The sequence below is a fragment of the Amycolatopsis sp. TRM77291 genome (genome assembly GCF_054166285.1).
This window is the reverse complement of the sequence record NZ_JBSZHF010000001.1, coordinates 3,311,109-3,333,713: the sequence shown is the minus strand read 5'-3', so window position 1 is coordinate 3,333,713 and position 22,605 is coordinate 3,311,109. Positions and strand designations below refer to the sequence as shown.

Genomic DNA, 22,605 nt, shown 5'->3' with positions numbered 1-22,605 from the left:
GTCGGCCTCGGTGAACACGACATCTGTCGAAGGCGATCGCCTTCTCCGGAGTCGTTCGACGTTTGTCTGACCTGAGACGCGAATCGCCCGGCAATCGTCTGTGGCGGTGGCGGGCACCGGGAAATACGGTGCTTGTCCACAGTGGAAGCGGCAGCGGAAGGACGGAACGATGGTCGGTGAACGGCTGGACTACCCGGCGGCGAGGACAGTCGATGCCCAGGACACCGTCGTGGACGCCAGCTTCCCCGATCCTTACCGGTGGCTGGAAGACGACTCCGACGAAACGGAAGTGTGGCAGCGGGCACAGAACTCACTCACCGACACCGTCGTCGGAGAATGGCCGCACCTGGCAGCACTCCGCGCCTCGGTCGACCGGTACGTCACAGACGGCACCGGCTCGCCGAACTGGATGGTCGATCCGGCGCCACGCTTCGCCGGTGGCCGTTGGTTCCGGCTCGACCGGACCCCAGAGCCGGATCATCCGGAACGGGCGGTCCTTGTGGTCTCCGACGCGCCGGACGGGCCTGGGCGCGTGCTCTATGACCCGAACGACGACGGGACCCGGCAGATCTCGTGGCTCGCCCCGTCCCCGGATGGGCGGATCGCCGCGTTCGGTGTCTGCGAAGACGGCTCCGAACTCGGCGAGATCTGGCTGCTGGACGCGGAAACCGGCGATCGCCTGGCGGACCGGATCCCGCAGCGGACGATGGGGCCGTTGGTCACGCCGCATTGGCTGCCGGACAGTTCCGGGTTCTTCTACACGGCCGGTGACCTGTCGTCGGAGTCGTTCGCCTTCCGGGTGTACTTCCACACCGTCGGCGGCGCGCCTGCCACCGAGCCCGAACCGGTCGACGTCGCCCATGGGGCGACTGTCCAGGTGTCCGCGGACGGCAAACGCGCCGTGGTCTCCGGTGTCTGGCCGCTCCCGCAGTACGTATGCGATCTCCCGGAGCGAGCGTGGCGGCCGTTCGTCCAGGGGCTCGGCTCGTCCGTCGCGGGTGTCATCGACGGGGACCGGTATGTCGCGGTCACCGACCACGGAGCCCCTCGAGGGCGGATGATCGCGATCCCGTTCGACGGGCCGGCTCCCTCGGACCCGGCCACCTGGCGGGAGCTTGTTCCGGAGTCCGGGCGGGTGCTCAGCCACGTCAGGTTGGTCGGCGACAGTCTGGTGGTGACCGGATCGGTCGACACCGAGGCACGCGCCTGGGTCTTCGACCGTGATGGACGGGAACTGGAGGAGGTACCGCTGCCCGGGCGGGGCGCCTTGCCGCTCGACGTGCTCCCCAACGCCGCTCTGACTCCCACCGGCCACCCGGACCAGTTCGTCTTCCTGTTCTCCACCCCGACCTCCTCACCGGGCTTGTACCGCTACCGCCCGGGCTCCGGGCGGGTCGACACGCTGCGCGCGCCACGCGTTCATCTCCCAGGAGCGACTTCTTCCCTTCGCTGGGCGCGGTCCGCGGACGGCACCAGAGTGCCCTACCACCTCGTCCTGCCGGACGGCGCGGATGTAACCCGCCCCCTCCCGACGCTCATCACCGCCTACGGTGGCGGCCGGGTCGCCTGGCCGGCTCAGTTCCCAGGTCCCATCGCGGCTTTCGTCGCGGCAGGCGGAGCTCTGGTCATCTCCCACCAGCGCGGCGGCGCCGATCTCGGTTCCGGCTGGGCCGACGCCGGGCGCCTCCGGAACAAACAGAACAGCTTCGACGACCTCTACGCGATCGCCGAACACGTCGCTCTCACCGGGGTGACGACCCCCGAACGGCTCGCGGTGACCGGGTGGAGCAATGGCGGGATCATGGCCGGCGTCGCGTTCGCCCAGCGCCCTGACCTGTGGACGGCGGTGGTGGCCCAGTGCCCGGTCCTCGACATCATCGGATGCCACCGGCATCCCTACGGCCGGTTCGCCATCACCGCGGAATACGGCGACCTCGGCGACCCGGACGACATCGCCCGCCTCGCCGGGATGTCGCCCTATCAGCTCGTCGAGGAAGACACGGCCTACCCGGCACTCTACGTGCACGCGGGCGGTGCGGACGTCGCGTGCCCGCCGGGGCCGACCCGCAAGTTCATCGCTCGCGTGCAAGCCACAGCGGGCCCGGCCCCGGCGTTACTGCGCGTCTGGGACGGCGTCGGACACGGAACGGCCACCAGCAGGTCCGAAGCTGTCACCCACGCGACCCACTGGCTCGCCTTCCTGATGCAGCGCCTGAACATGACGCCACGCGGAGAAGGCAGAGCTTAGGGTGTGCGTTCCGGCAGGCCCGCGAGTTCGGCGGGTATCGCGCCCGGGTGCACGATGCCGAGCCGTTGGGTGGCTCGGGTCATGGCGACGTAGAGGTCGTTGTGTCCCAAGGGTTCGGCGAGGATCTTGGCGGGGTCGGCGACGATCACGGAGTCGAATTCGAGTCCTTTGGCCTGGGCGGGTGTGAGGACGACGATTTTCTCGGTGAGGTCGGGCGGCGTTGCGACGGACAGGGCTTTCGCCAGCCGTTCCAGCTGGGCCGGCGGGCTGATGATCGCGAGTTGTCCGTCGTCGTGTGCTTCGGCGAGTGCGGAGGTCACGTCGGGGAGATCGGTGGGCGTGGTCCGGATTCGCCATGGCGGCTGGTCGCTGGAGCGGATGGATCGGGGTGGCCGCAGCCCGGGGTGGTGGGCTGCGAGGAGGTCGGTGGTGGCGGCCATGATCTCGGCCGGCGTCCGGTAGTTGACGGTGAGGGGGGTCAGGCGCCAGCGATCGCCGGTGTGCGGCTGGAGCACGTCGTCCCAGGACATCGCGCCCGCCGGGCTCCCGGTCTGGGCGAGGTCGCCGACGACGGTCATCGACTTGGACGGACACCGGCGCATCAGCATCCGCCAGGCCATCGCGGACAGTTCCTGTGCCTCGTCGACGACCACGTGCCCGAAGGTTTCCCCGCTGTGCTCACCGATGACGGCGGCGGCCTCGTCCAGCAGGGGGACGTCCGCGGTGCTCCATCCTTCGGACGACGTGTCGGCCAATTCGGCGACCAAGTCTTCCGGGGTGAGCCGAGGCCACAGTCGTTCGAGCGCGTCTTGCACGGAGGCGTCGGCCTGCAGCGCGTCGCGCAGGCGGGCGGCGTCGGTCTGGTCGAGCAGGCTTCTGGGGCCATCGAGCTCGTCGTTTCCGATCACGACGCCCGCGGCCGCCAGTGCTCGAAGGTCGGCTTCACTCAGGCTTCCGTCGAGGCTGCCGCCGTCGAGGGCTTCACCGGACTCGGTGAGCAGCAGCCGCTCCATCAGATCGATCATGAGCTGCGCGAGTTCGTCCACGATCCGCCGGTGGAAGACCAACCTGGCCTGGTTGTGCGGAAGCCCGGTCTCCCTGGCGGCGGCGACAGCGCGGCGGCAGATGTCCGGGTCGAGCCGGAGAACCTGGTCTTCGAATTCGATCTCGACCGGCGTTTCGGGCGTCCGTACCCGCGAGCGTGCCGCGGCGGCTATCCGCGCGGCCATCTCTTCGCGTCCTTTCGCCGCGGCCACCTCAGGCGCGTCTTCGCGGCTGACCAGGACGTCCGGCACCAGGTCGGCGATCGTCGTGGTCACGACGGTGTGCTCGCCGAGACCGGGAAGGACCTGCCCGATGTAGTCCAGGAAGATCCGGCTGGGGCCGACGACCAGGACGCCGCGCGAGCGCAGGTGTGGCCGGGCGTAGAGCAGGTAGGCTAGCCGGTGCAGGGCGATCGCGGTCTTGCCGGTGCCCGGGCCGCCCTGCACCACGAGCACGCCGGGATGGTCGTCGCGGATGATCCGGTCCTGCTCGGTCTGCAGGGTCGTGACGATGTCCCGCATCCGGCCGGTCCGGCCGGCGACCAGCGAGGCCAGGAGCGCGGCTTCTCCGATGAGGGTGTCGTCGCCCGCGCTGTCCAGATCGAACAATTCGTCGTCGAGCGAGACGACGGTCCGGCCCCGGGTGGTGACGTGGCGTCGCCTGCGGACGCCGTGCGGGGCCGTGGTGGTCGCGGTGTAGAACGGCCGGGCCGCCGGTGCGCGCCAATCGACCAGGAACGGTTCGTCCTGTCCGTCCTGGAACAAACCGATCCTGCCGATATGGACGCGAGGGCCGTCCTGCGGGTCCAGCCTGCCGAAGTACAGCCCCTCCTCGGCGGAGTCCAACCGGGACAGTTCCATCCGCCAGAACTTCACCGTGTCGTGGTCTGTATCCGGTGCCGCGGCCAAGCGGGCCGCCGCCTCTTCGCGCAGCGTGTCCAGCCAGGCGTAGCACGTCTCCAGATGCTGTTGTTCGAGGTCGATCTCACTGCCGGTCAAGCCGCTCGTCTCCCCGCCACTCGGTGTCCGATGCCTCCGAGAGTGCCTGGAGATTTCCGGAAACTGCAGTCTTGTTCTTTCGGGCGGTCTCAGCCGCCCGGCGAACACGGGGTCGCCGGATGGTGCGTAGGCGTGTTCGGCCAGACCCGATTCCGGCGGCGCCGATGACTGAGCCCGGCCCCTGGGGCGCGGGCTCAGTCCGTGTCGACTCAGCGCTTGGCGACGCTGTAGGCGGAGGTGATGGACTGCGTGATCGAGTTGCCCGCGGCGTCGGTCGCGCTCAACCGCAGCGAGACGTCTTGCCCTTGTGCGGACCACGGATTGATCCAGTAGGCGGTGTACCTGTCCTGGCCGATCGGGATCATGACCGTTTTGCGCCAGGACTTTCCGCCGTCGAAGGAGACCTCGGCCGCGGCTTTGGTGATGGGCGACTTCGGTGAGTTGGGCGCGTGGCCGAACGTGACGCCCGCTTGCGCCAGACCGACCGGAAGCGTCCCGTCGAGTCCGGTGTCCAGCTTGGCCGCCGCGGTGATCAGCGGTAGCGCGGTGCAGTTCGTCGGTGTGTTGTCGGAGCAGATCCAGTTGTCCGGCACCGTCTGGGTGTCGGAGTGGCCGGAGGTGAAGGTCCATTCGGTGTGGCTGGCGGTGGAATGCCGGAACCACGGGCCATCCCGGGTGACGTCGATGACTGCCCGGTAGCGCCCGTTTTCTGCGGGGACGGTGGCTTCTCCGGCGTAGGTGTCCGCGATGTCCATGAGGCTGGTTCCGTCCTCTTTCAGTAGTTGCAGGCGGGCGGAGGTTCCGGGCCGGTCCCACAGGTACACGCGCCCGTCCGCGGCCAGGAGCGGGGCCAGGTAGAACAGCATCGAGTCGCCTTGACGGCAGCCCGCGCAGACCCAGGGCGTGTCGCCCGGCGGCGGCGTGGCGATCCCCGGCGCGAGCGGGCCGCGGTGGTAGTCCTTCGTCTCGGTGCTGCCCGGCCGGTAGGTCTGGAAGTGTCCGCGGGTCATTCCGCCGCCCTGTCTGGTGGCGATGACGGTGTCCTGATAGGACAGATCGGGGGAGCCCACGACGTATTCGGTGCGGCGCACCGGCGCCGGGAAGTAGCGGTAGAAGCCGACACCCCCGGATTCGAAATCGAAGAGTGAAACCCTGGCCTGACCGGCTTCGCGCGGCACGTCTCCGTAGTAGCCGACACGTAAGGAGGCCAGGTCGCGCTGCCGGTAGGTGTGCCGCAGGTTGTCACCGAGTGCGCCCTTGACCTTGAACTTCAGGTCGTAGGTGTAGGGCTCCTCGGCGTCCGCCGGAGACACCTTGTGCTCGCCGATGGCGACATGGCGGGTGCCGACCTCGGCCGCGGGTGCCGGTGAGAAGTAGTACTCGGCCCAGTCTTTCGCGTTGAAGCCGATGTGGAGGCCTGGCAGCCCGCCGGCATCCTCGGAGGAGTAGTGGGCGGAGTTGCCGACGAGGGTCGCCGGTTCGGGGGTGTTGCTGCTCGCCCGCGCCGTGGCGGTGCGCCCGTCGACGACAACGGACCGGTTCCCGGTGACGGTGAAGTTCTCGATCACGATGCGGACCCTGAACCTGCCGTCGACGAAGCGGGGCATGATCGCGGCGGCTTCGTATCGTCCCGCGGGGAGGTTGAGACCCACCTTGCCGTCGACCGTCTGCACGAACTGCCGGTACAGACTCGCGTCGTCGAGGTTGGTGAGCCCGATCGTGAAGTTGTTCGGGGCACCGGTTTCGTCGTAACTGAACAGCCCGACCGTTTGCGTTTCGGTCCGTGGTGTGATGGCCGACGTATTCGCGCCCGTTCGACGGAGAAAATCGGCCGTGCCGAAGAGCTTTCCGTGGCCGGGACGGCCTCCGTCCGCAAGGGCCTGTGCGGCGAGCGCGGCCCCGAAGGCCGGCGCGGTGGCGGCGGTGATCTTGCCGTCGACGACTCCGGGGGCGGTTCCCGTGATGTCGACCGGCACGCTTTCGGTGAGACCGTCGCGGGCGAGCGCCGAGACGTCGAACAGTGAACGGTCCAGCGCGGTACCGAGATACGGTAAGGCACTGGACGGGATCACATACAGCGAGCCGTCTTTCTCTTGCTGGGTGACGAACGCTTCGGTCGAGCCCTCGCGAGGCCGGACGACGGCGGTCTGTCGCCCGGCGGTCCCGCGGACTTCGACCCGGTCACCGGTCACCAAGAGCACGGTGCGACCGACGTCGGCGGCGCCGGCCGCCACGGTGCCAGTGGGGGAGCCTGCCGCTTCGGCCGCCGCGACCAGCGACAGACCCAGTGCGGCCGATATCCCGATGCTCAGGAGCCGAGGGACCTTGCCTTGAACTGAACGCATACAACGACCTCCTCGTCGTCGAACGTGGCAGATCAGCGTGGATTCGGTCTGGCTTGGATGGCAGCGACAGCCGGCGGACGGGCCACTGGGCGTGGGGAGGGAGCAACCGCGGCGGAACACAGCCTGTCGAGAAGAGCATGCAACAAGTGAGAGGATGTTTGCAAGAACTTGATGTCAAGCAGAAAATATACGACAGTTCCTGTATGGCACCCTGCCGCCGGCACTTCGGCATGATTGGGGGAACGCCGGATCCGCTGCCGAGCAGAGTGGACGGCGCGAGGAGGGAGCCTGGGCCGGCTTGCCGAGGGCGCCACTGCCGGGCTGTCGCTTCGACGGTTTCCTCGTCCGGCGCCGTTACAGCAAGGGCTTGGGGGTTCGCCCGCGCGCAAGCCGTCGAGGAAGATGGTGAAGTATCGGCGCCACAACAGCTCTCATGGAGACCTATGACGCGTTCGACGTGATGATGGCCCGCGCCGGCGCGGGGCGACGAACGCGGTCCCCTGCCCCGCGCTGAGTCGTTCAGCCGTCCCGAACCCTCCAGACTCGCCACCGGACGCCGCATTTCGTGCACCGTGCACAGTCGCGTGTTCCCGGGTTCGTCACCGCGCCCGAAGTGCGGGCACCCGTCTGGCTCCTAACGTCGATCGCAACGTTGTGATCGACGTCCGCACGACAGGAGCCCGCCGATGACCCACCCCGCTCGCAGCCGGCTGGGAGTGCTGCTCGGCAGCACCACCCCACCCGAACAGATCGGCAAGCAGGCCGCGTCCGCGGAATCCGCGGGCTTCGGGGAACTGTGGCTGCCGGAGGACTATTTCTTCCTCGGAGGCGTTGCGGGTGCCGCACTCGCGCTGGGTGCCACGTCGCGTATCCCGATCGGCATCGGCGTCGTGTCCTCGGTCGTCCGCCATCCGGCGCTGCTGGCCATGGAAATCGGCACCTTGGCCCGCGCCTACCCCGGCAGGCTGATTCCCGGGATCGGGCACGGTGTCCCCGCCTGGACCTCGCAGATGGGCCTGACCCAACGGTCGCCGATGAGCGCCCTGCGCGAAACCCTAACCAGCGTCCGAGGGCTGCTGAGCGGAGGGACGATCGACAGCGAGGGGCGGTTCGCCACCTTCCGGGAGGTCGCGCTGACCCATCCGGTCCCCGAGCGTGTGCCGCTGTTCACCGGCGTACTCGGCGACAAGGGACTCGATCTGACGGGACGCCTTGCCGATGGTCTGCTCGTCAGCGCTCTCGCGCCGGTCGAATACGTGCGGAGCGCGCGGCGGAAACTGGACGAGGCCGCCAGGTCCGCTGGACGCGACGAGCCCGTCACGATCACCGTCCTCGCCGCCACCAACGTCACACGGGACCCCGGGCAGGTGGCCGCTACGCGTGAGGCACTGAAGGCGGTCCTCGCTTTTTACCTCGCCGCAAGTGGTCCCGGCCCGCTGTTCGGTGCGGTCGGTGCCAACGAACAGCTCGCGGACATGCTCTCCCGTGGTGGTCCCGAGGTGGTCGCCGCGGAGATGCCGGACGCCTGGATCGATGCCTTCGGCGTCGTGGGAGGCCAGGACACCGCACGGGCACGCATCAAGGAATACCTCGACGCGGGGGCGGACAACGTCGCCATCGCGACCGTCGTCGCGGACGGAGCGGAAGAGACCCTCACCGCCGTCGGTGAACTGACCGGCGAATTCACCCACTGAAAGGGCACGACATGAGCACCGATCTCGAGCGGATCCTCGAAGTGCACCAAGGCTGGTACGAGGCGAACGTCGGCCTCGTCGCCGACCGGATGCTGCGGTATTTCCCGGAGGGCGACGGATACCACCAGTTCAATCTCAACGGCCACACCTACCACGGCGTTCTCGACAAACACCGGCTGTGGGTCAACGCCGCGAAGATCGGGTTGAGCATCACCGCGATCAAGGACGTCACCGGCCCGGATGTCCAGATCTTCGGTGACGTCGCGCTGCTCACCGCCGAAGGAGTCGCGGACGTCCTGGCGCCGGGACAGCAGGACGCCGTGCCCACCCCGTTCCGGACCACGGAGTTCTTCCGTCGCGACGACGGCAAGGGCGCCCCGGACTGGCGGATCTGGCATATGCACGTCAGCGTCCAGGACCCGCAGATGCCCAAACACGGGACGGAGTGAGGATGGGCCTGGACCGACTGATCGTCGAGGGACCGACGGGACGGCTTTCAGTACTGCGCACCACCGGTGACCGGGCCGGGATCCCGCTCGTGCTGCTCCATCCCATCAACTCGGCCGCCATGGTCTGGGCCGAGGCCGCCGCGCGGCTCGACCGGCCGGTCGTGGCGCTGGATCTGCGCGGCCACGGCGAATCCGGACAGACCGGCCCGTTCACCGTCGAGGAAGGTTACGTGTCGGATGTGCTCGCGGTCCTGGACAGCCTCGGGCTGGACGAGGTGCACCTCGGCGGCGGTTCGCTCGGTGGCACGATCTGCGTCGCGCTGGCCGCGCTGCACCCCCGACGGGTTCTCAGCGTCACCACGTTCGGTTCGACACTGCGCACCGGTGTTCCGGCCGAGTCGATCGGCGTGATGGTGAGCGAACTCGAAGCCAACGGCACCGCCGGGTACTTCGCCGGGCTGGTGCCCGACATCGTGGGCCGCGAACACCGGGATTCGGTGCACATCAAGGAGATCATGGCGGAAGCGGTCGGCACCCGGCCGGAGGCGGTGGTCGCCGAGATCCTGTACGGGGCCTTCGGCGCCGACATCCGGCACCTGGCAGGCAAGGTCGCCGCCGCCGGGATCCCCGTGCTGGCGGTGGCGGGTGACGAGGATCCGACCTGTCCGCCCGCGATGTCGCGAGAACTGGCCGAGAGCACCGGTGGTACCGCGAAGATGCTGGAGGGGACGGGCCATCTGCCGATGCTCGAGGAGACCGACCAGGTGGTGGATCTCCTGCGGAAGCACATCGCGAGGGCCGAGGAAGGAAAGCCGTGACGTACTCGATCGTCGCGCGCGATCCCGCCACCGGTCAGCTCGGCGTCGGCGCCCAGACCCATTTCTTCGGCGTCGGCACGTTGCTGCCCTGGGCGGAAGCGGGCGTCGGCGCGGTGGCGACGCAGGCGTTCGTCAACGTCGGCTATGGGCCGCGCGGCCTGGAGTTGTTGCGGGCGGGTGTACCCGCACCGTCCACTGTAGACCTTCTGGTGGCCGAGGACCCGGAGTCCGGTTACCGCCAAATGGGAGTGGTCGACGCGCGGGGCTCGGTGGGTACGCACACCGGCGGATCGTGCGCACCACACGCGGGTTCCGCCCGAGGGCATCAGGTGACGGTGCAAGGGAACATGCTGTCCGCCCCCGGCGTCTGCCAGGTCGCGCTCGCCGCCTTCGAGGACGCACACGGTGATCTCGCCGACCGCATCCTCGCCGGACTCCGGGCGGCGGAAGGCGCCGGGGGAGACGTGCGCGGTTCGCAGTCGGCCGCGTTGATGGTGGTGTCGGGCCGTCGTGGTCCGGCACCGTGGAACGAGGTGGTCGTCGATCTCCGTGTCGACGACCACCCGGATCCACTGGCCGAGCTGTCGCGGCTCTTGCCTCGTTCGCGTGCGTTCGGAGCGGTCGGTGGGGTGATGTTCGCGCGCGGGCTGACACTCGGACCGTTCGAAGGGGTCACCCCGGACGAGCTGGACGAACGGCTGTCCGCCCTCGCGTCGGCGGCGGAGGTCATCGGATCGGACAACCGCGAGGCGGACTTCTGGCGGGCCGTGCTGCTCGCTCGCGCCGGACGGCACCGGGAGGCCGCCGAACTCTTCGCGGAGGTCGTGGCGTTCCGGCCGGCGTTGCTGCGGTTCGCCCGGGGGCTCGCCCCACTCGGCTTCCTCGACAGCGAAGCGCTCGCCGCGATCACCGCACACGTCGAGGAGCCGGCATGAGCAGTGAGGCCGCCGCTGCCGCGGTCCGCGCCGATCGGGTGACCGAACTGGCCGCGGAGCTGATCCGGTGCGACACCCGCAATCCACCCGGTGGCGAGCGACCGGTGGTCGAACCGCTGTCCGTGGCTTTGCGTGAGCTGGGCGCCGACGTCGAGATCTTCGAGCCCGAGCCGGGCCGTCCGTCCGTGCTGGCCGTGGCCGGTTCCGGCAACGGCCCTACGCTGCTGGTCAACGGGCACGTGGACGTGGTTCCGGTGTCGGAGGCGGACTGGTCGGTGCCGCCGTTCGGTGGGCTGGTGCGGGACGGCCTGCTCTACGGCCGCGGCGCCTGCGACATGAAGGGCGGGATCGCCGCCGCCCTCGAAGGGCTGCGGGCCTGTCGTGACGCAGGCATCGTGCCGCCCGCGAACATCGCCTTCCACCTCGTGGCCGACGAGGAGACCGGTGGTCGCACCGGGACCGCGGCCCTGGTCGCCGCCGGACTCGTGCACGCCGACGCCGCCGTCGTCCCCGAACCCAGTGAGTTGCGAGTCGGTGTGGCCGAGCGGGGCTCGCTGATGGTGGAGATCGTGGTGCGGGGCAGGGCGGCCCACGGCAGCGATCCGGCGGCCGGACACTCGGCGGTCGCCGACGCGGCGCGGATCGTCTCCGCGCTCCACCTCGCCGATTTCGGTGATGGCGAGCATCCGCTCCTGGGCTCGCCCACCGGCAACGTCGGAACCATCTCGGGGGGCACCGCGGCCAACATCGTCGCGGCCGAATGCCGGCTGCGGGTCGATCGGCGGGTGCTGCCGGGCCGGACCCGGGACGAGGCGCTGGCTACCGTGACCGGGCTGATCGACGCCGCGGGCGAGTTCGACTACGACGCCGATGTCGTCGCGTTCGCCGAGGGATCCGAGCTCGACCTCGGGCACCCGTTCGTCGCCGAGGTCCGGCGGGCGGCGGGCGACGTGCCGGTCCGGGGACTGAAACTCGGCACGGACGCGCGTTTCCTGCGCAACCGGCTCGGGATCCCCACCGTGGTGTACGGACCCGGGTCGATGACCGTCGCCCACACCGCCGACGAGTACGTCCCGGTCCGCGAACTGGTCACGGCCGCCCGCACGTTCGCCAGGCTGTACGCGACCTTTCGGGGTGTCACAACCGCGTGAGCAGCGACGACGCCGGTTAAGGTGCCCGCATGGAGCACGTTGCCGAAGCCGCGATCGACGACGTGATGCGTGGCGCCGTGCACTTCGGGAGCGGCGGTGGCGGAGACCCGTACCTGGGACGGCAACTCCTCACCGCGGCCGTCCGGCGGCACGGTCCGATCCCGCTCGTGGCGGCGGAGGAGCTGGCCCCGGACGCTCTCGTGCTCCCGGTGGTGTCCGGCGGAACGCCGCACGCCCTCATCGAGAAAACACACAGCACCGCCGAGGCGGAGACGCTCCGGGCGGCAGTGGAAGCACGCGCCGGACGGGAGTGCGCCGCGGTCCTGCCGATCCAGCTGGGCAGCGTCAATGTGGCGGTGCCCTTGGTCGTCGCGGCCGAACTCGGAGTGCCGTGCCTGGACCTCGACCTGATGCGGCGCACGCTTCCCTCGATCGACCTGACGCTGCTGCGGCTGGCCGGACACCCCGTCCCGCCCATAACGGTCGTCGGGGGTGCCGGAGTCGTCGCCGAGTTCAGTCAAGGCGCCGACAGTGTGCTCGGCGAGCTGGTGCGGGCCGTCATGCCGGGGCTGGGCCTCGTGGCTCTGATCAGTGCGTACCGGGTGACCGCCGGGGATTGTGCCCGGCTCGGTGCCATCGGGTCGATCAGTGAGTGTGCCAGGATCGGAGCCGCGCTCACGGACGTCTCCCCGGCGTCGCCGGACGGGTACGAGCCGTACTTGCGAGCGTGCGGTGGACGCCTGGTGTGCACCGGAACAGTCGCCGAAGTCGTGCAGTATTCGTCCGATGGCTGGCCGCGTGGCGTCGTTTCGCTGCAGACGGCCGGTGGGTTCGCGCGGATCGACTTCCAGAACGAGAACCTGGTCTTCAGCCGGGAAGGCACGGTGCTGACCACGGTGCCGGACCTGATCGGTGTGGCGGACGCGGCCACGGGGGCGCTGACGCAGACCATCGACCTCGCCGTCGGACAGGAAGTGCACGTGATCACCAGTCCTGTCGACCATCGATGGCACACACCGGAAGGGTATGCGGCGGCCGGGCCGCGTGCGTTCGGCTACGACGTCGACGCGGTCCGGTTCGACGGGGCGGCGACCCTGGCGGGCACTCGATGACGAGGCCGTCCCGAAACCGGTTGCGAGTGGGAGTGGACGCCGTCACCGCCCGCGCCGTGGCCTTGGACGAGCGGAACCGGATCGTGGCATCCCACCGGGGACGCGCCGGGCTCGACTCGCCGTCGCGGTTGCTCGGTTCACTGATCTCCGAAGGGATCGGCACCGAGGCGATCGACCGGGTCGTGGCGATCCTGCCGGAGCACACTCCCACCGAGGTGACCACGGGCTCCCGCGTCGGGGTCCTGCGCATCGGCGCGCCGGCCGCGACCGCTCTCCCGCCACTCGCGGGCTGGCCGGTCACGGTGTCCCGTGCGATCGCGGGACCGGTGACGATGGTGCGGGGCGGGCACGAATACGACGGCCGGGCCTCCGCGCCCCTCGACCTGGACTCGGTGGCCGAATTCGCGCGCGGCTGCGCCGGGAACGTCCACGCGGTCGCGGTGGCGGCGGTCCACGGGCTGGAGAGCCCGGACCACGAACTGCGGGCCGCGGCCGTGCTCGCCGACGTGCTCGGACCGGACGTGCCGGTGATCAGGGGTGGCGAGACAGAAGCGCTCGGACTCCTGGAGCGCGAGAACACCGCCGTCCTCGACGCGGCTCTGGCCCGGATCGCCCGCGCGCGTATCGACGAGCTGGGTGACGTGGTGCGGGTGCACAATCCGGACACGGATCTGTACGTCGTGCGCGGCGACGGGACGGCGCTGCCCGCGCTCGACGCGCAGCGCCACGCCACGGCTTTCGCCGGGGCGACCCGGGCCGCGGTGACCCAAGGCGCAGCCCGCCTTGCCGGCGTGCCTTCCGCCGTGGTGGTCGAGGCGACCGCCGACCACGTCGTCGTCGGGACGACGGTCGCCGGGCTCCTCCCCGAATCGGGACTGCACCGCGAAATCGCCGGCGTCCGGATCGGCTCGCGCGTCCCACGGCTGACCATTGTGGACCGTGGCGGGCCTTTCATGGCGCGCTTGCTGGCGGCGATCGCCCGCGCGCGATACGGGTTCGACGAGATTCCGATCGTGATCGTCGGTGAGGGGGTAGGCGCCCTCGCCGATCCGGCAGGCATACCCGTGCTCCGGCCGCCTGACGGCGATCTCGCGGCCGCGGTGGGGGCCGCGACCGCGGAAGCGGCGGGTTCGGTCGACCGGATCTTCTGGCAGGGCGCGGGCGGGCGGGAGGATTCGGTGGCCCGTGCCCGGCGGCTCGCCCGCGACGCCGCGATCCGGGCCGGCGCCGACCCTCGCACGCTGCGGGAAACCCCGGTGAAGGAGGCGCTGATGACCTACGTCCCGGTTCCGGCCGCCCGCTTGCAGGTGACCGCCGTGGGACCTCTCCTGGAGCCGGTGGCGCCGTGACGATCCCCGCGACGGTCACCATGGCCCAGCTGTTGGGCCTGGGCCTGATCGAGCACTACGAGGTGCTCGCGGGCGAGGCCGGCCTGAGGCGGCCCGTCCGGATGGTCGTCGCGGGTTCCACCGTGCACGAGATCTCCGAGCTGGCACCGCGCAGCGTCGTGGTGTTCGGGCGTGAGCAGCTCACCCTCGACGATCTCGCGGCGGATCTCGCGATCCGGTTGGCAGGCAGTGCGGGCCTGTCCGGGATCATCGCGGCCCGCACGCCCCGGCAAGTGCCCTTCGCCACTCGCAGGCTCGCCGACCGGCTGGCGTTGCCGATCGTCGGTGTCGAGGACATCACCCCCGCCGGGGTGGTCACCGCGTTCGATCCTTATGTCCGCGCCCCCGAGATCGCGGGCTTGCGGGTACTGGGTGATGCTTCCCGCCACTTCCAGCGTCCGCCCGCGGACGCGAACGCGTTCACCGCACAGCTCACGGCGACGCTCGGTGAGCCGGTCGCGCTCGTCGACACGGAATCCCGTTTCGTGGCCGGTGATCCGGCGGTGCACGCTTTGCTGAGCAGCAGTGCCGAACCGGCGTGGGCGGCGGATCCGCGACCCGTCGCCCTGACCCTCGAGACCGACGGCGGTGACCTGATGCTGCAGCCGGTCCAGGTCGACGCGACCGGGCCCGCGGTCTACTGGATCGCCGTGCGGCGGCCCCGTTTCGCGGCCGGGGTGCTGCTCGAACCGGTCCGGCGCGCGATCGCGATCGCGTCGCTGTCCTTCGCGGTACACGTGGCGGGCGAAGCGGTCCGCGCCGAACGGGAACACCGGCGCAGATCGCTGCTGCTCAACGAAATCCTCGAACAGCCGGAAGAACCGGGACGTCGTACGGTCGAGCGGGCCACCGCACTCGGCTGGCGGCTCGCGGGCAGGCACACCGCGGTGCAGATACAGGTGTCGGCCGCCCCCACGTCGCTCCGGATGTCCGCTCTGGGCACGGAATTGGAGGCGCAGCTGGCCGAATACGGCATCACCGCGAACCTCGTCGAACGCGCCGAAGGATGGCTCTTCTGGACGACCACCGACGCGCGAGCCGAGGCGGCCGACCCCGGTCCGATGATCGAGCGGCTCACCAGGACACTCACCGCCGTCGAAGCGGACCACCCCGGGCTCCGGTTGTGCGCGGGAGTGGGGCGCGCCTACGCGGGCGCGGCGGGCATCGGCCGCTCCGCCGAGCAGGCCCGCCGTGCGACCCTGCTCGCTCACACGGCGCACCGCGGGGCGGTCGTCGAGCATATCGACGCCGGGAGCAGTCGAAGGCTGATCGCGGGCTGGTATGGATCTTCTCCGTTACGTGGTGCCGCAGCCGACTTGCTCGCCCCACTGAACGAGGCCGATCCGTCCGGGGGACTGGTGCGCACTCTGCGGTGCTACCTGGATTCCCAGTCCTCGGCGAAGGCGGCCGGAGAAGTCCTCGGTGTCCACCGCAACACCGTGATGCAGCGGATGGAACGGATCGCCGAGTTGCTGTCCGCCGACCTCGGCGATCCGGACGACCGGCTGGCCGTGCACCTGGCGACGCGTGCCGTCGACATCGATTGGGACGACTCCGCCTGACAGTTCGCACAGGACGGCGGACCGGTCTTCGGCCATCGCGCACGATGACCCTGGCCCGTTCCGCCGGTTGACTTTCCGGAATGGACACGAACTCCGCGGAGATCACCGTCGGCTACAAGGCATCGGCCGAGCAGTTCGGGCCGCGTCACCTGGTCGAACTGGCCGTGCTCGCCGAACGGCAGGGATTCGACTCGGTGATGGTCAGCGACCATTACCAGCCTTGGCGGCACCGCGGCGGGCACGCACCGTTCTCCCTGGCCTGGCTCGCCGCGGTGGGCGAGCGGACCGAGCGGGTCCGGCTCGGGACCAGCGTGCTGACCGCGACTTTTCGCTATAACCCCGCGGTGGTCGCCCAGGCCTTCGGCACACTCGGCGCGCTCTATCCCGGAAGGATCGTGCTCGGTCTCGGTACCGGCGAAGCGCTCAACGAGGTCTCGGTCGCCCGTCTCGAATGGCCGGGCTTCAAGGAAAGGTTCGCCCGCCTGCGCGAGGCCGTCGATCTCATCCGTCGCTTGTGGACGGAGGAGCGAGTGAGTTTCGAAGGAGAGTTCTACCGGACGGAGAACGCGACCGTGTACGACCGCCCACCGCTGCCGGTGCCCATCTACGTCGCGGCGGGCGGTCCGGTGGTGGCGAAGTACGCCGGCCGGGTGGCGGACGGGTTCATCTGCACCAGCGGTAAGGGGATGGACCTCTACACGGAGAAGTTGCAGCCCGCCGTCGACGCCGGTGCCGAACAGGCCGGCCGCGAACCCACGGACGTCCTGCGCTCGATCGAGATCAAGCTCTCCTACGACACCGATGCCCGGGCCGCGGTCGCGAACACCAGGTTCTGGGCTCCGCTGTCCCTGACGCCGGAGCAGAAGCACGGCATCTCCGACCCCGTCGACATGGAGCGCGTCGCCGACGACCTCCCGATGACCCAGGTCGCCTCCCGGTGGATCGTCTCGGCCCATCCAGACGAGGTAGTGGAGAGGATCCGCCCGTATGTCGAAGCCGGCTTCACGGACCTGGTGCTGCACGCACCCGGTAGCGATCAGGCTCGCTTCCTCGAGCTGGCCAGGGAGGACCTCCTGCCTCGGTTGAGAGCCCTGCGCTAGGGAGTGCTCACAGCCCTGTGGAGCGATCTTCTCAGGGCTGTGAGCACACTGACGGCGATCTGGACGCTGCTTAGCCTTCCTCTACGCGACGTGGCGTGACGGAAGGAGCGGTCCGATGACGGTGGTCGACGACCGGCCGGAAGAACCGGCCACCGCCGACGTCCCGCTGTCGGCGCCGGTCCGGCTGGCGCACCTCGTCGGCGCACGACGCGGCTGGTTCAGCGTGGTGGCTCCGGGGCCAGGGCTCGACAGGCCGTTGGCCGGGGTGACGCTCTGGGAACCGACTCGGTCACCGGGCCGCGACCAGCTGGTGTTCGTGACGGCACCCCGGCCGACCGGCGACGAACTCGCTCGAATGCTGACGGCAGCGGGGCGCGCCGGGGCCGCGGCCCTCGCGGTGCGCCCGGGGTGTCTGCCTTCGGGGCTCGACCTCTCGGCGGCCGCCGAGAGGTCAGGGGTGCCGGTGCTCGTGGTGGAGGAGCACGCCGGCTGGGCGGAGATCGGCACGCTGGTGCGGGCCCTGCTGTCCGGTACCCGGTTCGGCGCGCGCGGCGCCACGCCGACCGCGGGAGGTCTCTACGACCTCGCCGAAAGCGCGGCCTTGGCACTCGATGGCGCTGTGGTGATCACGGACGCCTCCCTCCGGGTGCTCGCCTTCGGTCACGGGGGACCGGTGGACGCACTCACCAGTGAAACGATCCTTGCCCGTCGCGTTCCGGAGGCGGTGCGGGAGCGACTCATCCGGGTGCGGAGCGTCGCCCGCTTCGACGTCGCTGGTGCGGGGCCGCGGTGGGCTGCTCCGATCCTCGCGGGCGAGGCGATCGGCGGCTATGTGCTTTGTGCGCCCGGCCCCGACACGCCTGGGGCCGTGCCGAGGGTGCTGAGTGAGGTGTCGGAGGCCGCTGCTGCCTGGTTCATCGACGAACCCACCGGCCGCGACGACGAAGACGTGATCCGCGCCGAGCTGCTGCGGGGGATGCTGACCGGCTCGGGATCGTTGGAGGCGCTGACCGCGCGGCTCGGCGCTACCCGGCAATGGCGTCTCGCCGTCCTTGGCGCGCACACCGACGCTTCCGCGATCACCGTCGACCACGAGGGCGCACTGGCGCGCTGTGCGCGCATGCTCGATCCGGGAGCGGCCACGGCGATCCTGGGAGCCTTCGTATTCGTGTTACTCCCTTCCACCCCCGGCACCGGGCCTGCCGACTTCGCCGAACGCCTGCGACGGCGTGCCTCGGCGGTCGCGGGAGCGCCGCTGGTGGCCTGCGTTGGCCAACCTTGCGGCACCGACACCGAGGTCCGCGCCGAACTCGGCCCGCTCAGGCACGCGGCTCATGTGCTGGCAGCGCGGACGACGCCGGGCACCGCCCAGCTGGCGGACCTGCGCCCCCAGGTCCTGATCGCCGAACTGGCGGGCCTCGCCACCGACCATCCTGGCCTGCTCGACGGCGCGCTCGACGTGCTACGCCGCGACGAGTCCGCGCGGGGCGCCGAATACCTGAACACGCTTCGATGCTGGTTCGACGCCGGCGGGGACGTCACCCGGGCCGCGGCCGTACTCCGGATACACCGCAACACCCTCCGCTACCGGTTGCAGCGCATCGAAGCGCTCTGTGCCGTCGACCTCGACGACCCCGTCCAGCGATTCACGATCGAGCTGCAGACCCGCCTTCTCAGGTCCCCCAGCGGGCAGCCGTGAGGTCGGCCGGGATCGTCCACACCGGGAATGGACGAGTACTCGGCGCACGGTGGATCACGCTTTCGTCGACGAGGTTGCGTCCGGTGAAGGTGGCGATCTCGACTCGCAGCCGGAGCTCGATCCCGTCCCTCCGGCTGTTGGTGACGCGGTCGCTTGTCGGAGTGAAGTCAGCCGGTGCCCGCCCCGCGGCGATCATCGGGACGGGCACCGGCGCCTCACAAGGCGACGAAGAGGAGCCAGCCCGCCGCCGGTCCGAAGGCGCAGACGCCCGCGCCCCACAGCAGGAGCCCGCGATAGGTACGGGCCCGTTGTTCGTGCGGCGCGCTCGCGACGATGAGCGCCCCACCGGTGGAGAACGGGCTCGCGTCGACGATGGTGGACGCGGTGCACACGGCGATCAGCACCGCGGTGACCGGAAGCGCGCCTGTCGTGAGGAACGGCATCGACAGCGGGATGAGCGCTCCGAGGATGGCTGTCGTCGAGGCGAAGGCCGACACCACTCCACCGGCGTAGCAGATGACCAGCGCCGCGAGCAGTGGTGCGCCGATCGTGGCGATCCCGGCGCCGAGCGAGTCGATCACACCCAGCGCGGTGAGCAGCGAGACATACGTGACGATCCCGCACACCAGCAGGATCACCGGCCAGGCGATCTCGGAGACGGCACGCGCGGCGGTTTTCGGGAAGACCAGGGCGAGCACGGTCGCGATCGTCAGCGCCGTGAAACCCGTGTCGAGGCCCGCCAGCGCCGCGCCGGCGACGAGCATGACGACCCCGAGCATCGTGGCGATGCGCTCGGGGGTCATCCGCGTGTCCTCCGGCTCGCCGGGATCAGGGCGCACACCCGCCCTGGCCGCCGTCGGCGCCGCGACGACCGCGGTGCCCGACCGCGGTGACCCGGCAGGCACATCGCCCGCCGGTCGACCCCCCGTTGGACCACCGACTGCTTGCTCGTCGGCCGATTCCGCCGGCCGTGGTGGAATCACGTCACGTTTGCGGCCGAACAGTGCCCAGCTGCACAACGCCACGGCCACGTTGAAGGCGAATGTCCCACCGAACAGCAAGGCACGGTCCACGGGCAGGCCTTGTGACTCGACGGAGGCGAGCACGATTCCGCCGAGGATCCCGCTCGGCGCGAAAGCGCCGGCGGCGGCGCCGTTGGCCGCCATCAAGCCGGCATACAGGGGCTTGATGCCGTTGCGGATGGCGAAGGTGATGCCGATCGGCGCGACGATCGCGATCGCCGCGGGCGACGCCGCTCCCGCGGCGCACAGCCCGGCCGTGAGCAGGAACAGCGCCCACGGGATGACGGCGACTCGCTTGCCCGCCAGCCGCATGACGTAGTGGACGAGGATGTCGACCGTCCCGTTGACCCGTGCGATGCCGAACAGGAACGTCACGGCGAGCAGGACGATGAAGAGTTCTCCAGGGAAGCCGGCCAGGATGTCCTTTGTGCTTCGTCCCAATGCGACAGTTCCGAAAAGAAACGTCGCGACGAAGGCCAGTATTCCGAGATTGAGACCGCGCAGGCCGGACAGCGCGAACAGGACGACCAGGATCAGTACACCGATGAGTTCGAGCGACATTGCTCCTCACCTCTCTATCGGGCGCTGCAGGCCTCGGCGAAGTCGGCGGCAGGGCGGTCTTCGGGGAGTTCGAGCACGGCGCGCCGCACGCGGTCCGCTTCTTCGCTGTCGGCGACCCGTCCGATCGTGCCACGGAACTTCCGGACGATTTCGTCATCGGAGAGCGGCCGCTCCTCGTGGCCGCGGTTGTACTGCTCCCGATGGCTGAAGACCTGTCCGTCGAGAAGCTCGATCTCCACGAAGCCGGAATAGGCGGCCGGGAACGCGCTCTCGGGATCGTCGTGCACGACGACCTTGCGGGACAGCTCCCGGATCCGGGAGTCGGCGCGGGCGTCCTCTTCGAGCTCGTCCAGGGTGAACTTGCCACGCACCAGGGACGCGGCGACGGCGAACGGCAGGCTGAACTTGGCGTCGTACTCATCTCGAGGAGCCCATTTCGCTTCGACGGGCTCGCACACCACCTTGCGCGGGACAGGATGGATGGCACAGCGGATCTCGGCGATGTCTTCGGCCTGCACGGCGTGCCGTTCACGAAGAATCAGTGCGGCATCGGCGAAGGCGTGGTTGAAGTGGCATACAGGGAACGGTTTCACCGCGGTGCGAAGCAGTTCCCAGCTCGACCCGAGGTCCTCGACGACGGCCTCCGGGTGGGTGACCCTGGTGGCCAGGTGGGTGTTGTACAGGCCGAAGCGGCCCTCGTAAACGGCGGGCGGCCCGGTCCAGCCTGCCCTGGCGAAACTCGCGGCGGTCAGTCCGCTCGCGGCCGCCCAGCCAGGATGGAAGCGCTTCGTCCAGGCGCCGTCCTCCAGGAACTCCATCAGGCCCGCGGCCTGCGACCCGGCGATGCCCTGCGCGGCGGTCAATCCGGTGGCGTCGAGGTCCATGATCTTGCCGGCGGCGACGGCGGCACCGAACGCCCCGGCGACAGCGGTCGGATGGAAACCGACATCGTGGAGTCCACCGGCGCCGCCCATGCCGACACGCGCCATGACCTCGACACCGAGGACATAGGCGAGGAGGAGGTCACGCGTCGTGGCGTTCGAAGCGACCGCCGCGGAGAGCGCGGCGGGCAGGACCGCCGCGGTGACGTGAGCGACCGCGGGCAGGTGGGTGTCGTCGAAGTCGAGACCGTGAATCAGGATTCCGTTCAGCAGGGCGGCGTCCCGTGCGCCGAGCCGGTCCTTCATACCGAGCACCACGTGATCCCCGGATTCGAAGGAAGTCAGCGCGTCACGTGCGACGTCGGCGAAGGGGAACGTCGTGGATGCGAAGGCGATGCCGACGGCGTCGAGGATGAGGTGGCGTGCCCGGCCGAGTACCTCTTCGGGGATGTCGCCGAAGCCTGTTCGAGCGACGAACTCACCTACCTGTCCAGCCAATGATTTGCCAACCTGGCTTTCGATGGTCATCCCGACTGCTCCTTTGCTCGATCGGCTGGTGTTCGCACAAGAATCGGCGGCCGGGAGGTGCTTGTGAAATGAACATATATCGACCGAACCATGCGTGAGACGTATAGTCGCTGGATGGAGCTTCGTGAGCTGCAATGGTTCATCACGCTCGCCGAGTGCGAGCATGTCACCGCGGCCTCGCAGCAGCTGAACATCTCCCAGCCGACTCTCTCCCGTGCGGTCGCACGGCTCGAACGGCAACTGGGTGTGCGGCTGTTCGACCGGCGGCAGAACCGGCTGCACCTCAATCGCTACGGTGAGGTGCTGCGGGCGCATGCGCTGCGAGCGATCGGCGAGGTCGCCTCGGCGGAACAGCGGATCACCGCACTCCTCGACCCGGCCGCGGGCACCGTCGCCTTGGGATTCCTCCATTCCCTCGGCGGCTGGCTCATCCCGGACCTGATCCGGAAGTACCGGGAAGCCGCGCCGTCCACCACGTTCCAGTTGCGGGGCAACGCGGCCGACGTCGTGGTGGACGAGGTTCGCCACCGGCGCCTGGACATCGGGGTAACCAGCCCCCGGCCCGCCGGGGAAGACGTTCGCTGGTACCCCTTGCTGGAGGAACGGCTCAACGTCCTCGTCCCGGCGAACCACCCGCTGGCTCGGCGGGATTCGGTCGCGGCCGCCGAACTTGCGGCCGAGTCCTTCGTCGCTTTCCCGCGCGTGTTCGGTGTGCGGCAGATCTTCGACCGCGTGTGCGGCGAAGCAGGATTCACCCCCGATACCGTCATCGAGGGTACCGAGATCGGCACGGTGCGTGCCCTGGTCGCGGCGGAGGCAGGTATCGCGATCGTGCCGGAGTCGCGACCCGGGGCCGCCCATCATCCGGGCACGGTGGAACTCGCGTTGAGCGACGCCAAGGCGAGGCGGGAGATCGGGATGCTGACCGCCGCGGGCGGGCCTGCCGCGCCCGCGGCCCGCCGATTCCTCACGTTCGTGACGGACACGTTTCATACGCGTGATGCATAAGGTGCCTGAAGGACGGTCATTTCCCTTATCCGCCGCCCCGTACACAGACTGACGGGACGAGT

The 22,605-nt window shown here is 69.8% G+C and carries 16 protein-coding genes; 12 read left to right on the top strand and 4 right to left on the bottom strand.

All coding sequences use genetic code 11. The annotated features are described in order from the left end of the window. Window positions 1-169: 169 nt before the first annotated feature. Window positions 170-2,248 (top strand): prolyl oligopeptidase family serine peptidase, encoded by a 2,079-nt coding sequence (locus tag ACXIZN_RS15645; RefSeq protein WP_457955258.1) that lies wholly within the window; start codon window positions 170-172, stop codon window positions 2,246-2,248. Here ACXIZN_RS15645 and ACXIZN_RS15640 read toward each other — a convergent pair. Continuing rightward, complete coding sequence (locus tag ACXIZN_RS15640; protein WP_457955256.1) at window positions 2,245-4,290, bottom strand: HelD family protein; 2,046 nt, start codon at window positions 4,288-4,290, stop codon at window positions 2,245-2,247. The two genes, ACXIZN_RS15645 and ACXIZN_RS15640, sit on opposite strands and share 4 nt — an antisense overlap. Window positions 4,291-4,499: 209 nt before the next feature. Then, window positions 4,500-6,635, bottom strand: a complete 2,136-nt coding sequence (locus ACXIZN_RS15635) for a hypothetical protein (RefSeq protein ID WP_457955254.1) — start codon at window positions 6,633-6,635, stop codon at window positions 4,500-4,502. Between the two features lie 686 nt (window positions 6,636-7,321). On the opposite strand from ACXIZN_RS15635, the gene ACXIZN_RS15630 reads away from it, so the two are divergent. From ACXIZN_RS15630 to ACXIZN_RS15585, 10 genes are all read left to right on the top strand, one after another. Further along, window positions 7,322-8,329, top strand: a complete 1,008-nt coding sequence (locus ACXIZN_RS15630; RefSeq protein ID WP_457955252.1) for an LLM class flavin-dependent oxidoreductase — start codon at window positions 7,322-7,324, stop codon at window positions 8,327-8,329. Window positions 8,330-8,340: 11 nt separating this feature from the next. Next, on the top strand, window positions 8,341-8,778 hold the full coding sequence (locus ACXIZN_RS15625) for a nuclear transport factor 2 family protein (protein WP_457955250.1): 438 nt from the start codon (window positions 8,341-8,343) through the stop codon (window positions 8,776-8,778). A gap of 2 nt (window positions 8,779-8,780) precedes the next feature. Next, window positions 8,781-9,596: an alpha/beta fold hydrolase gene (locus ACXIZN_RS15620; protein WP_457955248.1), complete on the top strand. Its 816-nt coding sequence runs from the start codon at window positions 8,781-8,783 to the stop codon at window positions 9,594-9,596. After that, complete coding sequence (locus ACXIZN_RS15615) at window positions 9,593-10,531, top strand: DUF1028 domain-containing protein (protein ID WP_457955246.1); 939 nt, start codon at window positions 9,593-9,595, stop codon at window positions 10,529-10,531. The genes ACXIZN_RS15620 and ACXIZN_RS15615 overlap by 4 nt, the downstream gene beginning before the upstream one ends. After that, a complete protein-coding gene (locus ACXIZN_RS15610) occupies window positions 10,528-11,682 on the top strand; it encodes a M20 family metallopeptidase (protein ID WP_457955245.1) in 1,155 nt (384 codons plus the stop codon). Before ACXIZN_RS15615 ends, ACXIZN_RS15610 begins: the two co-directional genes overlap by 4 nt. Window positions 11,683-11,711: 29 nt before the next feature. Beyond that, entirely contained in the window at window positions 11,712-12,794 is a 1,083-nt protein-coding gene (locus tag ACXIZN_RS15605; RefSeq protein WP_457955243.1) for a DUF917 domain-containing protein, read from the top strand. A gap of 32 nt (window positions 12,795-12,826) precedes the next feature. Further along, entirely contained in the window at window positions 12,827-14,143 is a 1,317-nt protein-coding gene (locus ACXIZN_RS15600; RefSeq protein ID WP_457955241.1) for a hydantoinase/oxoprolinase N-terminal domain-containing protein, read from the top strand. Next, window positions 14,140-15,744: a helix-turn-helix domain-containing protein gene (locus ACXIZN_RS15595; RefSeq protein ID WP_457955240.1), complete on the top strand. Its 1,605-nt coding sequence runs from the start codon at window positions 14,140-14,142 to the stop codon at window positions 15,742-15,744. The genes ACXIZN_RS15600 and ACXIZN_RS15595 overlap by 4 nt, the downstream gene beginning before the upstream one ends. Window positions 15,745-15,824: 80 nt before the next feature. Beyond that, the gene (gene fgd, locus ACXIZN_RS15590; protein WP_457955238.1) at window positions 15,825-16,844 is read left to right on the top strand and encodes a glucose-6-phosphate dehydrogenase (coenzyme-F420); all 1,020 of its coding nucleotides are present in this window, start codon (window positions 15,825-15,827) and stop codon (window positions 16,842-16,844) included. 115 nt (window positions 16,845-16,959) lie between these two features. Then, window positions 16,960-18,543: a PucR family transcriptional regulator gene (locus ACXIZN_RS15585; RefSeq protein WP_457955236.1), complete on the top strand. Its 1,584-nt coding sequence runs from the start codon at window positions 16,960-16,962 to the stop codon at window positions 18,541-18,543. Window positions 18,544-18,758: 215 nt separating this feature from the next. Here the strand turns inward: ACXIZN_RS15585 and ACXIZN_RS15580 are convergent, their stop codons facing one another. Next, complete coding sequence (locus ACXIZN_RS15580; protein WP_457955235.1) at window positions 18,759-20,126, bottom strand: SLC13 family permease; 1,368 nt, start codon at window positions 20,124-20,126, stop codon at window positions 18,759-18,761. 14 nt (window positions 20,127-20,140) lie between these two features. Continuing rightward, window positions 20,141-21,700, bottom strand: coding sequence for an MmgE/PrpD family protein (locus tag ACXIZN_RS15575; protein ID WP_457955233.1), 1,560 nt, complete (start codon window positions 21,698-21,700; stop codon window positions 20,141-20,143). Between ACXIZN_RS15575 and ACXIZN_RS15570 the strand changes: the two genes are divergently transcribed. Continuing rightward, a complete protein-coding gene (locus tag ACXIZN_RS15570) occupies window positions 21,650-22,543 on the top strand; it encodes a LysR family transcriptional regulator (RefSeq protein ID WP_457955232.1) in 894 nt (297 codons plus the stop codon). The genes ACXIZN_RS15575 and ACXIZN_RS15570 overlap by 51 nt on opposite strands. Window positions 22,544-22,605: the final 62 nt, after the last annotated feature.